This window comes from Paenarthrobacter nitroguajacolicus, assembly GCF_029952445.1.
GTDB lineage: Bacteria > Actinomycetota > Actinomycetes > Actinomycetales > Micrococcaceae > Arthrobacter > Arthrobacter nitroguajacolicus_B.
This window is the reverse complement of sequence record NZ_JAQPPK010000007.1, coordinates 30,974-46,429: the sequence shown is the minus strand read 5'-3', so window position 1 is coordinate 46,429 and position 15,456 is coordinate 30,974. Positions and strand designations below refer to the sequence as shown.

Sequence of the window (15,456 nt, the reverse complement as noted above, 5' to 3'; positions counted from 1 at the left end):
ATGGGCTGTGGGGGGCCTTGCTTTTCGCATCTGATCACCCTGAGCATGATGTTGGCAGGGCTGCTGGGGGAGAGGGGTCGTGCTCGGGTCGCTGTCGTGGGAGTCCGGCACGGCTGATTATCCACGGCTCCACTCAGCGTTTACAGCATGTGGTGAGCGGACTATTGCACTATTTGGAGACCTGCGCAGGATGTGGGCAATTCTGGAGCCTTCAAGCAGGATCTGCTGAGATGGACTTTGAGAACCCGACCGCCCTACCGAGGGCAGCCGGCGAGCTCCCACCGGGGCACTGTTTTCGACTCGACGTGGACCTTGTCGTTCCGGAGGTTCGAAAGTGATCTCGTGACAGTGATCTTGCCCGGACCGTAAGACCCCGCCAAAGGCCAAAGGTTCCAAGCGCCGTAGTCGGCAGTGCATGGAACCTTTGACCTTCGCGGGTCTCAAGCGAGGCAATGAATAAATTCCGCCTCTGCAGGACCATCTTCAGTTGTGCTCTGCGACGCCGCGGCAGCTCGCCGCAGGAAGTCAGGCTGCGATTCGTTCCTCAATTGGCCCCTCGGCAGCTGCATCCTCAAGTCGCATGATGGCTCGCGGTCGCGTAGCCACGACTTGCAGTACCACCATGGCTGCTGCGGCTGCTGCGAACAAGACGAAGAACATTGTGTAGCTAAGCGTGGCGTCATAGATGAAACCACCGATAGCTCCGACCACTGCGCCACCGAGGGCTGCGCTGACATTGACTGAAGCAAGAATGCTCCCGAACTCTTTTAGTCCGAACATTCGGGGGAGGATTATGGCGGCGTACATTCCGCCGAACTGTGTGATTGCGAGACCTGCTGCGATGAAAATTGCTCCCCCCGTTCCAGAGACGAAGACTGCAATTGAGCTAAAGACCATCACGCCCAGCCCGAATACAACGCCGGCCGAACTCCCGCCAATACGATCAGCGAGAGCACCGTATGCGAAGTTCCAAATCATTGCAGCAAAGTTCTTCACGGAAAGGATGAGGGCGGCAACGATTGCTGTAACCCCGCCTGCGCTCTGGAAAATAACGACCGCCTGTCCACCGAAGCCTGTGGCCACACCAACAATCAAGAACACAGCGATGCTTACCAACCAGTACGAAGGCGTCCTCAGTGCTTGCTTTAGAGTGAGACCGGTTGGCGCTTTCGTCGAAACTTCGGCCGTCGAGTTATCCGACGTCGTTCCCGGTGTGGAATCGTAAGCGGTTAGTCCATAGAACTCCGGGCGCTCAGGGATAAGCACCAGAGCAGCAAAGAGCATCACGCCTATGCAGAGGACGCCGTGCACCAAGAGCGTGGGAGTGAGGCCAAGCGACTCAATGCCCCAGGCGATGGCCGGAGAGAGCGCGAGAGACACCAGAGGGTATGCAATGGAGGGATAGCTGATCTTCTTCCCGACACCTCGAACGAACCACCACATGATGACGGCCTGGACTACGACGAATCCGCAGCCGGCCACACCCATCCCAAAGAGGAGGGCCGCGACATAGAGCAGCGGAAGTGAGGTCGAGAAAGCCATGAGGAGAAAGAAAGCCGCATAGCAGGAGATCCCGATCAAGAGAATCGAACGGATACGCATGCGGAGGAACATGGGCGCCAGGCTAAGGTTTGCGATCAGGCTGCCAATCGATGAGATGGAAAACAGCAGGATAATTTGCCCCACCGTCGCGCTGAATTGGACGGATAGACCGCTGATGTAGTTGGACAGCACGATGAAAGTGCCGAAGTTCATGGAGACTAAAAGAATGCTTCCAATTAGTGCGCGGTTGGCGCGGGTCTTTGCTTTTTCCATGACGATGCTCCCTTGGATCGCTGAAATAGGTGGAGGAGGACGGCTCGTAACAAACTCGTCAGAACATGAGCGGAGGAGGTGCGGCTTTGCCATCTTCAGGATGAATAAAAGAGGTGCTATTTGCGCTAAATAGCAACCCCTTTCGAGATTGAGATTAGCCACTATTGGTGATCATAAGAGGAACCTATTTGAGGTGGGAATCGCGTTCGTAAGAGAGCGCATGCGCGATGGCGGGCTGCGGGGTCATCGCACGCCTCCGAATTCCTGGCTGCTGCAGACTCATCGACTGTCGCCCCATGCAATCCCGTGGCTAACGGGTACGACGAGCAGCCCCGCTGAGCGGAAAACCGGTGCCTGACCTGCGAAGTTTCCGTGCCGGGATGAGGGCGCTTCAAACATCGACTTCTTCTCATCCCACTCGAACGCTGACAGTGGAGGTCCCGTCGCAGCGCTGGCCGGAAGGGCTTCGTCATGTTCCCCGGAGGCTTGACCCTCCAAGAAGCAGCCGATGCCCTGAGGGTCTGGCCCACCACGCTGTCCCGTCTGGAACGAGGACTGTCCCACGACAGCGACGTCCACCACCGCTACGAAACCTGGCTCAACTCCCAATCCACCGCGCACGCGCAGTTGCCCTATCCACCGATGAACCGGGTGCTTCCAACCTGACCGTGGACACCGAGGCTCCGGGGTCAAGGGCGGCCCCAGGCCGTCGCGCAGCGATCGCGGCAGCGACCCTTGAAGCCGGAGTGGAGGCCACGGTAACCTACACGGCGCCTGGTCCAGCGACCATTGACAAGAATAGGAGCATCATTGTTCACGCTTTCCACCTCGGACTCCCTCGTTCAGCCGCCGGTCTGCTCCGGAGTCCGCATGTTTCCGCCGCTTCCCAGTAATAACAAGGCAAGGAATCCCGTTCGAGTCCCACCTCGGGCACGGCATACCCCCTCGTCAGAGGGGGTTTTTGCTTTAATGTGTGTACATTCTGGGTGGTCAGGTCCCTCTGACACTGACCGCGGGGTGTGCCTGGCGCCGCGGGTCGCCTGTTTTGTTGTGGGGGAGCGGGTTTAGGGTCGTGGCTGGTGTGCCCTCCGTTTGCTCTGAATTGGGGTTATGCGTTCCTCTCTTGATAGGTCCGGTAGGTCGTGGTCGGCCTACACCTCTTCATTGGTAGGAGAACCGAGCGCAACATGACTTCGCTATCTTGCGTCAAAGTTCTTGGTTCGGCTCGTTCCTTGAGTGAGGAAGCCAGCTGGGCTGATGCTGTGTCAGGCCAAAGAGGGTGTGGACATTGTCCACACTTAAATCTGCTTTGTTGAGCCTGATTCCGGCCATGGGGTCTGCCCTCCGTCGGCTCCATCTATTCATGGCATGTGAGTGGCGCGGGCGACATAACGCACATTCGCAGGCGCACTATCTGCGGCGGCCGTGGCGAGGGGAGTATTCAGCCTCCGCGGTCGATCGAGTGCCTTGGGGAGGTCTCGTCGGCAACGTCCAGGCGTGACTACGAATGAATGGGGAGTTTCCCGGCGCAGGTTGCTGTCCCTTCCGGGGCCGCCGGAGCATGGGGAGTTCACGCGCTAGTCGGAGTATATCGACGGTGACCAGTTCGCCGATAAGCACCCTTCCATCTCCTGCGGATACGTGCGGCTTTCGTCGAAGAAAACACTCATCCCAGGTTTGCGTGCCTTTGGGGCTGTTGGACGGCGCCTGACCAATCCTTGTATTCACCGCGGAGGTGGGTCTGGAATTCGTTGCCGGCGCCCTGAACGGACGCGGAACCCCGCGGGGCCGGGCCCTCATCCCTGGCGGCGCAACACCTTCTGGCTTGTCGATACCACCGGGCAGGGGGAGTGACGTGCACGCCCTGCCCTTTCGGATACCGTCAGGCATGGTGGTAAACCGCGAGTCATGCTCAAGCTCCACACGGCATTGCTTCCGTACGACGTCGCCCGTGAGCATCCTTATCGACGCAAAGAGTTCTACTGTGTAAGCGTGGCATTCTTAGGGCTCCGGGCTTGTTGGGCGGAGTGGCCTGGGCAACAATGCTGACGGTCACGGCAGCCGACTGCAAATCCCCTCTACCAATGGATCTGGTGCAAGACGAATGTCGACCAGCATATGCTTTTCATCGACACCAAGCGGCTCCAGTGTGCTGAGCTGGGAATCCAGAAGGCTGCTCGGCATGAAGTGGTTTTCCCTGGCGTTCATGCGTGACAGGAGTGTTTGGCGATCGCCGCTCAGGTGGATAAAGACAACGTCAGGGGCGTGGTGTCGGAGTAAATCACGGTAGCTTCGCTTCAACGCCGAACAGGCAATGATCAGTGGTGCGCCAGCGTCCTGGGACCGGCGCAGGGCGCGGCCGATCTCTTCCAGCCAGGGCTTCCGGTCTTCGTCGTCCAAGGGGATGCCCGCACTCATCTTGGCTTTGTTGGCTTCGGGGTGCAGGTCATCGCCATCTTTGAACCGCGCCGCAAGGCGCTCTCCCAGCATCGATCCCACGGTGGACTTACCGCAGCCCGAAACGCCCATGACAATCAAGGGTGGGAGGTGTTTGTTACCCACGGTTTCGCTTCCCTTCGATGAAGTCGGCGTTGATGCACTCGAGATGGGATGTACTTCACATTTGAGAAGAGTTTCGCAAATCTTTCACTGCGAGTCAAGACTCACGGCCGTTCTCGAAAACCCTTGACGTCCCGGATGATGTGAGAAAAGATTCTCATATCTTCTTGACGTGATGAAGCCCACCAAACCCTTAGGGAGCACGACGTGTCCACGGAACAAGGAATGGAAGCCCACACGCTGCCCGAGCATTTCGTAGCCCACTACTATGCCGAAGCGTCGCCGGAGGACAGGGAATTCTATGGCGCCGGTGTACTCGAAGCACGAGCGGCCGCGCACTTCGAAGCGGCGCGGACTCGCGGCGCGGAATCGTGGGTCGGGGCCCTGCCGGATGCTGGCGCCACCGTGGTCGGGGTCGCTTGCAAGGACTCACCGTTCGTTGTGGACTCGATACTGGCTGAGGTGACCCGTCGCGGCTTAGGAATCCGTTTCGTAGTCCATCCCAGGTTCGCCACGCAACGAGGTGAGGATGGGGAGCTCAGGGAGCTGCGTCCAGCCTCATCCACGCTGGATGCGGGAACCGAGTCGTGGATCGCCGTCGAACTCAGAGACCTCCTCACCCAGCAACAGCTCGGGCAGCTGCTGAACGCCATCCGGCAGGTGCTGGCCGACGTCGCGGCGGCGACCGCCGACTGGGCCGCCATGCGAGACAGGCTAAACCAGGTTGCTGCCGCCCTGCCCGGGAACGGGAAGGCACGCAATCTTCTTGAGTGGCTCCGCAGCAATCACTTCGTCTTCATCGGCTATCGCCAATACATCCTGGAGCGTGGGGAACCTGAGGATCGCCTGACTGCCATCGATGGAACCGGTTTAGGTGTTCTCCGGAAGAGGGCCGACACGCGTGCCGAATTCCGCGTCCTGACTGGCACTGCCCGTGACTCGGCACGTGAGCCGATTGCCGCGATCGTGACCAAAGCACGCTCACGATCCACCATCCATCGCGACGCCCACCTGGATTACATCGGGATTAAGACCTTCGACTCCGAAGGGCAGGTGACCGGCGAGCATCGCTTCCTGGGCCTGTTTACATCGAGCGTCTACACCGGGCCGGTGGATGGCATCCCATTGGTCGCCGAGACCATCACCGCCGTCATGGAACGCAGCGGATTGGATCCGGCCAGTCATTCAGGCCGGCAACTCATGGCGATCCTTGAAACCTACCCTCGCGACGAACTGTTCCAGATCGGCGTCGAAGAGCTGTTGCAGATTGCCGGCAGCATTATGCGGATGCAGGAGCGGCGGCGTTCGAGTGCGTTCCTGCGGCAGGACGCCTTCGGCAGATTCGTGACCGTCCTGGTTTATCTGCCGCGCGACCGCTACAACACTGCGGTCCGTCAACGGATAGAAAGCGAATTGCGAGGCACGTTCGACGCCGTCGATATCGAGCACGAAGCACGGGTCAGTTCCTCCGCCCTGGCGCGTATCTTCTTCACCGTCTGGACATCCACCGAAACTCCTGGAGATATTCACGCAAAAACGGTGGAGCAGCGGGTCAACCGCGCAATCCGATCATGGCCCGAAGGTGTTCTCGACGCTCTTCGATCCCGTCACCCGGCAGCCGTGGCGGAGGCCCTTGTCAAACGGTGGAGTGAAGCCTTCCCGCCGGAGTACCAGGTCCGGTACAGCGTGGAGGACGCAGCCGCGGACATCGACTGGTTCGAAGACCTGAGTGCGGATGACAGCACGACGGCGGCTCGGCTTGCCGTTCGGCGCGAGGGCGAAAATTGTTCCGACCCAGACCTCCGGATCCGGCTCTATCTCCGTCAGGCGGAGAGCCTGAGCCGCCTCCTGCCGTACTTTGAACATCTTGGTTTGGCGGTCCACGAGGAGCGTCCGTATGAAGTCGTCGACTCTCAGGGGGTGGCGGCCCACCTTTACGACCTCTTGGTGAGCGCACCTGCGGAATCAGGTTCACCGGAAGCATGGGATTTGCTCCCCGCGGCTTTCCGGGCGGTTCTGGGTGGGGAGGCCGAGTCGGATCTACTCAACTCCTTGGTCCTGCAACAGGGGTTTGACTGGCGGATCATTGCGCTGCTTCGCAGCTACGTGAAGTACCTCAGGCAACTGGGGACGCAGCATTCCTTCGAATTCATAGCGTCCACGCTGCAGTCACATCCTGGGGCGACCAAATCATTGGTGGGCTTGTTCTCAGCAAAGTTCGACCCCAACCTGCCCAACGACCGTGCGGTATTTCTGGACTCAGCCGATGCGACCGTGGCCGCTGCAATGGACGACGTGGCCACCATGGATGCGGCCTTCGTAGTGGGTGCGCTGGCTTCCTTGATCAGGGCAACCGTGCGAACAAACTTTTACCAGGGCCATCCGCACATCAGCCTCAAGTTGGACCCTTCGGGGCTTGACCTGCTGCCCAGTCCGCGCCCCGCACACGAAGTTTGGGTGTACTCGCCACGCGTGGAAGGAGTGCATCTGCGCTTTGGCCTCACGGCCCGCGGCGGACTCCGATGGTCGGACCGGCAGGAAGATTTCCGCACCGAAGTCCTTGGACTGGTCAAAGCTCAAACCGTCAAAAACTCCGTGATCGTGCCGGATGGAGCCAAAGGTGGCTTCTATGCGAAAGTGGTTGCGGGGATCACGGACCGGGCCCGGCAATTGACGGCAGGTCAGGAATGCTACCGGATCTTCATCCGAGGCCTGCTTGATGTCACGGACAACATCCGCTTTGTAAACGGCGAGCGTCAGGTTGTCGCCCCGCCGAACGTGGTGAGGTACGACGGCGACGACTCTTACCTCGTGGTGGCGGCCGACAAGGGAACGGCCTCTTTCTCGGACTTAGCCAATGAAGTAGCTGCTGGCTATAGATACTGGCTGGGGGATGCGTTCGCTTCTGGCGGTTCCGTGGGATACGACCACAAGAGCATGGGCATCACGGCACGCGGGGCATGGGAATCGGCCAAGATTCACTTCAGCGAACTCGGCCTTGACCCCCGCACGACCGACTTTACGGTTACGGGAATCGGCGACATGAGCGGAGACGTCTTCGGCAACGGCATGCTGCTCTCGCAGCACGTGCAATTAGTTGCGGCCTTCGACCATCGGCACATTTTCCTGGACCCGAAACCGGATGCCGCATCCTCTTTCACGGAACGCGCGAGGCTTTTCGCACTGCCGCGCTCCAGTTGGGCAGACTACGACGCGTCGTTGATCAGCGACGGCGGCGGGGTCTGGCCGCGGACAGCCCGCGCCATTCCTATCCATCCAGCCGTTCGCGCAGCACTTGGCCTGGATCCAGCGGTCGAATCAATGAGCCCGACGGCCCTTCTGCAGGCAATCCTGAAGGCTCCTGTTGACCTGCTCTACAACGGCGGTATCGGAACTTACGTCAAAGCCAGCACCGAAAGCCATGCCGATGCAGGCGATCGTGCAAATGACTCCATTCGGGTCAATGGCAATCAGGTGCGAGCCCGCATTGTGGTGGAAGGCGGCAACTTGGGCGTGACCCAGGCCGGTCGGGTTGAAGCGGCCTTGGCCGGAGTCCTCATCAACACCGACGCAATCGACAACTCGGCCGGCGTGGACTGCTCCGACCATGAAGTGAACATCAAGATCCTGGTCGACCAGTCCATCAGGGAAGGAAAACTTTCCGCTGCTGAGCGCACGCCATTCCTGGAAGCCCTCACGGACGAGATCGCGGAATTGGTGCTGACCGACAACGTAGCCCAGAACGTCTTGCTCCTGACCGACAGAAGGTTCCCACCGGCGTCGTTCCCTAACTATGAACGGCTGATGCAGTTCCTTGAGGGCCGCGGCGAACTCGACCGCAATCTGGAATTCCTTCCCAGTACGCGTGTCCTCGAAGACCGAATCGAGCAGGGCAAGGGCCTCACTTCTCCGGAATTGTCTGTCCTGGCCGCTTATGCCAAGAACACCCTGGCCAGCAGCATCCGTACTACTCCGCTGCTCGAGGATCCCTACCTGGTCAAGTTCCTGAAGGGCTATTTCCCCGATCCGGTAGTGGCCAAGCTGGACGAGGGGACTGAGCGTCATCCATTGCGGGATGACATCATCGCCACAGTGCTCGCCAACGATGCCATTAACATCGGCGGAGTCACGTCGGTGTTCAGGCTCATGGAGGAAACTTCGGTCGATGAAGCCGCGGCGGTCAAGGCCTTTGTCATTGCCAGTGAACTCTTCGGTCTCCGGGATCTCTCCATCGGCTTGGTGCATCAATGCGCCGATCTGCCGGCTGAGAAATGGAGCCGGATCTACTTGGACATTCGCCGTGTGCTGGATCGGACCATGCGCTGGTTCACCCAGTACAACCATCAGCTCCCCATCGGAGAGTGCATCAACCTCTATCGACCCGTGGTGGAAGCACTCCGCTGGCAGCTGCCCGAACTCCTTATGGGCGCTGAAAAGGAAGATGTCGCTGCGCTGGAGGATTCAGCCCACACCTGGGGGCTACCGTTCGAAGTTGGAAGGATGTGGGCAGAGCTCAGGGAAGCGTTCACGCTGCTGGATATAGCGAAGGTTCAACAGGTCACCGGCCAATCCCTGGAATCCATCGCTCCGGTCTATTTCACCGTGCGGGACCGCTTCCGGATCGAGGCTCTGCTGGGCCGCGTGGACGAGCTGCCGCGCTCAACTAAATGGCAGGCGATGGCGCGGGCGTCGCTGCGGGACGACGTGTCCGCCGTCGTCCCTGAACTGACGGTGGCCGTTCTCGGCCTGGACGGTTTGACGGACGGCGCTGACCGCATTTCCGCCTGGGAGCAGTTGCATCACGCGCGGCTCAACGAGTCCGAGCGGTTGCTGGAGCTGGCCCCGGCGAACAGCTTCGAGGCGTTGTCCGCATACCTTGGAACGCTGAGGAAGGCGGGCCGGGCATGAAATGGGCTCTGAGTACACGGGACGGGCGGGACTGGCACGCCGCGGAGTACAGCGAACGCGACCCCTCGTGGCGCAAGAGCAGCCAGCGTGGACTGGTGTGCCTGGGCTGCGGGTCGCCGGCCTTCTTCCGCGCGCCATCCCGGAAGAAGACCCCCGCGTTCGGGGCCAGGCACAAGGACGATTGCGCATTGCTGGCAGAGGGCTGGGGTGTGTTCAAGTACCTGCAATAAGCATGAGAATTCTTAAACAAATGAGAAAACTTTCTTGCTTTAAAGTGAGTTGGGCCATAGGCTTAAACCACGAGATTCCCCAGCGTCGGAGGCATGAGATGTTGAGCATTGTTGGACAACCTGCAGCACCGCGCCGCAGCCTTTTCGTTGCCGGTACGGGAAGCCATTGCCCGGTCAGTGGCATCTGGGCCCCTGCCGGCGAAACCGGGCACAGCAAGCGCGTGCTCGAGGGCAGCATCATGCCGACCCACGGCGATTCGGCAGTTGACTGGCAGTTGGTCCAAGGCCTGACGCGCCATGACCTACGTAGCTGAAGCCCGCCCGCGTCGCCGCATCACCCCGGCGAAGCCCAGCCTCGGCCGGTTGGAGCTGCGACTCTCGCAGTCACGGGTGACGCGGGCACGCATTGACAGTCACGTACGCTCACTGCTGGGTCGTCGCAACGAGGCCATCGCAACAGCCTTGGCAGACAAGGTTCCGCTTGCAGCCGTCGCCGAGGTGGTGGGAATCAGGGCAGCAGACGTCAAAAGGCTTGCAGGTGCCTACCAGGAACTCCACTACTCAGGGGCCCAGCACCAGTGGCACCTCGCCGGACTAACCGCTACCGTCCGTCAACTCGCCGCGGCGCTGGAGGAGAAGGATGAGTGCATCCGGAGGCTCCGCGACGACGTCATGGAAGGACTCGAATCCGGCCGACTGGACGTTTTCCGGGCCGCGGCCCTTACAGCGTTGCCGACCGATCGGATCCGTGAACTAACCCGCTGACCGCGTTGCGGCCTACGCCCGCTCGCGGTCCTCGCTCCAACCGGCAAGCGCACCCTTGAGTGCGGCGATGAGCCGGCTTGTCGCCTGATCCTTGGTGAGTCCCACCGTGTTGATGAGGTCCAGGATTTCGCGGGGGTCAAAGAGGATGTTCCAAAGGAACATCGCTTCGTCGCCGATGGGAGGCAGTCCCAGTTCTTCGCAGGCTTCCCGCAAGGGGCGCTCCAGCGCATCAGCCTGGACGGTGAGGTAGAAGGCTCCAGTGCGCAGGCGGGCAAGATAACCCTCGCCGGAACGGGTGTAGAGCATCGCTCCACCGTGACGCGTAACGAGATCCACCCATTTGCGGCTAACGGCACTTAAAAGCTCGACGCCGGACATCTCCTGCTGCTTCAAACTGTAGTCGCGCAGCTTTTCACCGACCCCGAACCGGTATTCGGCAAGGATGTCTTCAACTGACGCAAAATGCCGGTACGCCGTAGCGGTTGAGATCTCCGCGTGCTTGGCCACATCAGTCATGCTGATGGTTCCGCGGCGTGACGCGAAAAGCTGTCCCGCGGCTTTGACCAATTGACGGCGGTTGCGTTGTGTGTCGCTACGCATTGATGGCACCCTTTCCTCACCTCATAGCTTAGGACCTGGATGTGGACCAGCCTGTCAGGGCCGCCGTGTAAGTCCTGACCAGACGGGCGGAGACCTGGGCGGCTGTAAGGTCCAGAGTACGGATCAGGTCATAGATTTCGCGGGGGTCGAAGAAGCTGTTCCACAGGAAAAGTGCTTCGTCGCCAGGGTGCTGGATTCCCAATGCCCGGGACGCTTCTTCCAGGGGCCGCTCCAGCGCTTCGGCCTGAACGGTCAGGTAGTAGGCCCCCGCACGCACGCGGGCAAGGTAGCCCTCGGCAGAGCGGGTATGGACCATCGACTCACCGTGCTGGACCACCAGCTCCACCCATTTGGTGCACACTGCTGTCAGGAGCTCCATCCCTTCGGAGCACTGGATGCGGCTGAACTCCAGGAGTTCCTGGCCTACCTCGAAGCGGTACGCGGCAAGCACGTCTTCCACGGAGGCGAAGTGGCGGTAGGCCGTGGCCGAGGAGATCCCGGCTTCGGCGGCGATTTCGGTCATCGTAGCCGAACGGCCGGCTCCAAAGAGCCGGCCGGCCGCGTCCACCAACGCCATCCGGTTCCGCTGCATATCCATGCGCAGCCCCGCCGGGGGATCGAGAACTGTCATGGGGCTACTTCAGTGCCGCGAGTCCGGCCGCAATACGCTCGACGCCGGCCGTGATGGCCTCAGCGCTGGCGGCATAGGAGAGGCGCAGATGGTGTTCACCGTTCCGGCCGAACTCGCTGCCGGGGCGGACCGCCACGCCGAACTCCCTCAGGTGCGCCACCATCTGGGCTGCCGGCATGTCGACGTCGTACTTGGGGAAGAGGTAGAACGCACCTTCCGGGGAACTGACCGTCAGCCCGGGAATCTTGGCCAAGCCCTCGAACATCAGCTCGCGGCGGACGGCGTAGGAGGCGTGCATGCGCTCGATGTCCGGACCGCACGTCTGGAGCGCCGTCAGGGCGGCCAACTGGACGGCGGTATTCATGGAGCCGTTGAAGGTGTTGTGGACCCGTGCAGCCGAGGCAATGACATCCGAGGGACCCCAGAGGTAGCCCACGCGCCAGCCGGTCATCGCGTAGCTCTTGGAGAAAGTCTGGCAATAGATGGTGCGGCCGGCCAGCCCGGGGATTTCCAGGGCGGACGTGAAGGGTTCCTGCGTGTACACGAGGTCGCTGTAGGCCTCATCGGAAAGCACCAGCGTGTCGGTGCCGGCCACCATGTCTGCCAACGCTTCCAGCTCTTCGCGGGAATGGACGATCCCTGTGGGGTTCGACGGGTTGCAGAAGACGAACATCTTGGCGCCTTCCAGGGCGGTGGCCAAGGCTTCGAGGTCCCAGTGCAGGTCCGCGGCCAGTGGGACGGGCACAGTGGTGCCGCCCGCCATGCTTACCAGGTCCGCGTAGAGCGAATAGGTGGGATCCGGGATGACTACCTTGTCCCCGGGGTTGACGATGCCGAGAATGGCGGCGGACAGTCCGGCTGTTCCGCCCTGGGTGATGAGCACGTCGCTGGAGCTGGCCACTTCGCCGAGGAGCTGGCCGATACGGGCAGCCAGCTCCTCGCGAAGCACCAGCTCGCCGAGCAACGGCGAGTAGTGGGTGTGACCTTCTTCCAGGGCGCGGGCAGCGGCCGCGCGCACCTGTTCGGGGGTGTCAAAGTCCGGTTCGCCCATGGCCAGCGAGACGAGGTCGCCCTTGGACTGGGGCTGCTGGACGCGCAGCGATGTGCGCTGCACCCGCAGCACGGCCTCGGAAGGCTGGAAGGCGGCGACGGCGGTGGATGGTTCAAGAGTCATGACGGTCCTGCTTCGGGTCGTGGGAAGGGTGGCGGCTCGGCCGGTCGGGTAGTGGTTCCGGCGCTTCATGGACGGGGGATCTCTTCCGCGGGCGCTCCGGTCCAGCGGCTGATTTCGATGTCTCCGGAGGTATCGCGCTGCCGGGTGGGTGCGATCACCAGTTCCTGGACAACCGTGCGTTGCGGCAAGGTGGCCACGAGGTGGATGGCGCGGGCAACGTCCTCAGGCTGGACCATGGCGTCGCGTTCCTCGGCCTTCGGTGGCCGGGCCCGGTTGTCCAGGATGGGAGTTGCCGTTTCGCCGGGAAGGATGGTGATGGCGCGCAACCCGTCGTTGCGGAAGGTGTTGTGCAGATAGGTCATGAAGTTCCGGACGGCGGCTTTCGCGGCGCCGTATGCTGCGCCGCCCAGGAGGTTGGGGTTCACGGCTGCGAGCGAGGAAACGGTGATGATGGTACCTGTGTTGCGGGCCAGCATGCCCGGCAGGACGGCCTGGGTCAGGAGGTAGACAGCATTGAGGTTGACGTCCAGGACGTCATTCCATTCCTCCTGGCTGATCCATCGGACATTCAGGACCTTGCTGGCGCTGCCGGCGTTGTTAACCAGGATGTCCACCGGACCAACAGTCTCGCTGACCCATGACACCAGGGCGTCAACGTCGTCCTTGGAAGCGATGTCAGCGGCCCGCGCATGGACAGTGCCGCCGTCGTTCTTGATCGACGCGGCGACTTCCTCCAGAACGGACAGCCGCCGGCCTACCAGAACCACCTGCGCTCCTTCGGCCGCCAGCAGTTCCGCTGTGGAGCGGCCCATGCCGGTTCCTGCGCCGGTGATAACGGCGACCTTGCCTTGAAGAAGTCCCATGGTTTTCGTTCCCTCGAGTTCGTGGATGTTCGTGAGATTGGTGTCACATATGCGAAAAGTTTCTCATGTAATATACGTGCTGGTCAAGTGCTTTGGCTTGGGGGTATTCATGCTGCCGCCCGGGCCGGGACCGCTCGCGAATAATGCGGAAGGTCGATGGCACCGAAAAGGCTCTGGACCCTGGACTCGAGGACGTTGAGCAAGCGTTGGGCCTCGTGCTGGCGATCCACGGCTTGTTCCTGGGTGACCCACCGGAATGTCATCCGCTGGCCCGGACGCGCTTGCCCTAGCAGGGGCAGGGATGCCTTGGTGGCGAAGGCGACGATCGGGTAGCCCGCGGTGAGCGTTCGGTACCGTCCCAAGATGATGAGTTCATCGCCGTGCGGGATCTCGAAAGCGCCGATCGGAACTCCGTGGGACACGATTTCGCCGAGTCCGTCAGGGTGTACCACGGGACCATCCAGCCGGAGGCCGACATGGTTGGATTTCGCCGTCACGGTGTACTCGCGGGAGGCCAGTAATTCCCGGATTCCTACGGCCGCGTCTGTCTCCGGACCTTCAACAATGTCGATTGACCACAGGGATTGCTCAAATGACGGAATGGGTACCGGAAGCCTGAACAGGGGCTGGGTGAGATATGGGTGTTCGAAGCCGGCGTAGGAGGTCCGCAGTTCAAGGTGCTGACCCGCTGTAATCTGCTGCGGGAAGCCCATCCGGGCTTCCGGTGCGGCGCTGCCCATGAACTGTTCGGTAACCAGGGTGCCGCTGAAGGCGAGATAGTTCCGCATGCCGCCACGGGCGTTGGCTACCACCACCCTGCCCTTCGCCGGGACACAGACCGGTTCCCACATGGACACTTTGCTGCCATTGACCGTGACATCGGCAGGTGCGCCGGTCACAGCGATCAGCAGGGGCTTGGAGGTGGTGAAGGAGAACCTGCCGCCCATGATTTCCACTGACGTGGCCGATCGCGGATTGCCGACCAGGATGTTGGCTACCGCCGCTGAGTGCTGGTCCGCGGCCCCGCCGCAGGGGACGCCCAAGGCCTCGGATCCTTCCCGCCCTAGGTCCTGGAAGGTGGCGAGCCAGGCAGATTCCCGGACTTTCAACGTGATGGTCCGCTCGGCCGCCGGCATCAGTGGGCTCCTTCGATGGTGTACGAGTCGGTCCTCAGGAAGCGCCCTTCAAGGCGCTCCCATTCACTCTCCGGGACGACCTTGAAGCGGACGGTATCGCCTGGGCTGTAGGAGGTGGGCGGGTTCTCGCGGATGTCGCAGATGACCAGGGGTGTACGGCCAATGACCTTCCAGCCAGTGGGTCCCGGGAACGGCTGGATGATGGCGTTGTTGCCTGCCACCATCACCGAGCCCGGGTCCACGTTGGTCCGGGGTTCCTTGCAGCGGCTGACCTGGCCAGGGAATTGGACGCGTCCCATCATTGGTGCCATGGCAGAGGCGAGCAGGTTGATGTTCAGTACCGAGTCCTCGACGTGTCCCAGGACCGCCTCGGGGCTGATACCGAGTTCGGCAGCGACATCGGCAAGGTCCGGGGCAAAGGTTTGGTTGACCACCATGGGTATGACAAAGTGCATGCCTGCATGCGCGCCATCGTTGTCCCCGAAGCCGCCTGCTACGGCCAACCGGATGGTTTGCGCAAGTTGGCCGTGGCTGACTGCAAGGTTGTCGAACTCCACCAGGACGGAATCAACGCCAGCCACCACATCAAGCAAGCCCTGGGGCCGCACATCCAGCAGCAGCTCGCGCAGCTTCCGGCTTCCCTCCTGGCGTTCCCCGGAGTCGTCCGAGAAAACACTGACCATGAGTGCCGAGTCCCCGAACGGTACCGCTTTGATCGCTGCGGCGTTCGATTGCTGGCTCAGCTGAGGTCCGGGCGCTGGTTGCGTGCTCATGT

At 61.4% G+C, this 15,456-nt stretch carries 13 protein-coding genes; 5 read left to right on the top strand and 8 right to left on the bottom strand.

Features of this window, described 5'->3' with window-relative positions; all coding sequences use genetic code 11:
* Positions 1–525 precede the first annotated feature (525 nt).
* On the bottom strand, positions 526–1,815 hold the full coding sequence (locus PJL15_RS06430) for an MFS transporter (RefSeq protein ID WP_281450362.1): 1,290 nt from the start codon (positions 1,813–1,815) through the stop codon (positions 526–528).
* A 486-nt stretch (positions 1,816–2,301) separates the two neighbouring features.
* Here PJL15_RS06430 and PJL15_RS06425 point away from each other — a divergent pair, with 486 nt between their 5' ends.
* On the top strand, positions 2,302–2,481 hold the full coding sequence (locus PJL15_RS06425; protein WP_281450361.1) for a hypothetical protein: 180 nt from the start codon (positions 2,302–2,304) through the stop codon (positions 2,479–2,481).
* Positions 2,482–3,867: 1,386 nt separating this feature from the next.
* On the opposite strand, the gene PJL15_RS06420 is transcribed toward PJL15_RS06425, so the two are convergent.
* Positions 3,868–4,344, bottom strand: a complete 477-nt coding sequence (locus tag PJL15_RS06420) for a gluconokinase (RefSeq protein WP_281450470.1) — start codon at positions 4,342–4,344, stop codon at positions 3,868–3,870.
* 237 nt (positions 4,345–4,581) lie between these two features.
* On the opposite strand from PJL15_RS06420, the gene PJL15_RS06415 reads away from it, so the two are divergent.
* The 4 genes from PJL15_RS06415 (at position 4,582) to PJL15_RS06400 (ending at position 10,277) form a co-directional block, all read left to right on the top strand.
* Positions 4,582–9,282, top strand: a complete 4,701-nt coding sequence (locus PJL15_RS06415; protein WP_281450360.1) for an NAD-glutamate dehydrogenase — start codon at positions 4,582–4,584, stop codon at positions 9,280–9,282.
* A complete protein-coding gene (locus tag PJL15_RS06410) occupies positions 9,279–9,512 on the top strand; it encodes a hypothetical protein (RefSeq protein WP_281450359.1) in 234 nt (77 codons plus the stop codon). Before PJL15_RS06415 ends, PJL15_RS06410 begins: the two co-directional genes overlap by 4 nt.
* A gap of 98 nt (positions 9,513–9,610) precedes the next feature.
* Entirely contained in the window at positions 9,611–9,826 is a 216-nt protein-coding gene (locus tag PJL15_RS06405; RefSeq protein ID WP_281450358.1) for a hypothetical protein, read from the top strand.
* Complete coding sequence (locus PJL15_RS06400; protein WP_281450357.1) at positions 9,810–10,277, top strand: hypothetical protein; 468 nt, start codon at positions 9,810–9,812, stop codon at positions 10,275–10,277. The genes PJL15_RS06405 and PJL15_RS06400 overlap by 17 nt, the downstream gene beginning before the upstream one ends.
* 12 nt (positions 10,278–10,289) lie before the next feature.
* Here the strand turns inward: PJL15_RS06400 and PJL15_RS06395 are convergent, their stop codons facing one another.
* The 6 genes from PJL15_RS06395 to PJL15_RS06370 all read right to left on the bottom strand — a co-directional run bounded on the left by PJL15_RS06395 (position 10,290) and on the right by PJL15_RS06370 (position 15,454).
* The gene (locus PJL15_RS06395; RefSeq protein WP_281450356.1) at positions 10,290–10,877 is read right to left on the bottom strand and encodes a TetR/AcrR family transcriptional regulator; all 588 of its coding nucleotides are present in this window, start codon (positions 10,875–10,877) and stop codon (positions 10,290–10,292) included.
* Positions 10,878–10,905: 28 nt separating this feature from the next.
* Positions 10,906–11,508 carry a TetR/AcrR family transcriptional regulator gene (locus tag PJL15_RS06390; RefSeq protein ID WP_281450355.1) on the bottom strand — a complete coding sequence of 201 codons (603 nt, stop codon included), beginning with the start codon at positions 11,506–11,508 and terminating at the stop codon, positions 10,906–10,908.
* A 4-nt stretch (positions 11,509–11,512) separates the two neighbouring features.
* Positions 11,513–12,682, bottom strand: a complete 1,170-nt coding sequence (locus tag PJL15_RS06385) for a pyridoxal phosphate-dependent aminotransferase (RefSeq protein WP_281450354.1) — start codon at positions 12,680–12,682, stop codon at positions 11,513–11,515.
* A gap of 65 nt (positions 12,683–12,747) precedes the next feature.
* Positions 12,748–13,545, bottom strand: a complete 798-nt coding sequence (locus PJL15_RS06380) for an SDR family oxidoreductase (RefSeq protein ID WP_281450353.1) — start codon at positions 13,543–13,545, stop codon at positions 12,748–12,750.
* 107 nt (positions 13,546–13,652) lie between these two features.
* Positions 13,653–14,681 (bottom strand): biotin-dependent carboxyltransferase family protein, encoded by a 1,029-nt coding sequence (locus PJL15_RS06375; protein ID WP_281450352.1) that lies wholly within the window; start codon positions 14,679–14,681, stop codon positions 13,653–13,655.
* Positions 14,681–15,454 (bottom strand): 5-oxoprolinase subunit B family protein, encoded by a 774-nt coding sequence (locus PJL15_RS06370; protein ID WP_281450351.1) that lies wholly within the window; start codon positions 15,452–15,454, stop codon positions 14,681–14,683. The genes PJL15_RS06375 and PJL15_RS06370 overlap by 1 nt, the downstream gene beginning before the upstream one ends.
* Between the last annotated feature and the right edge of the window lie 2 nt (positions 15,455–15,456).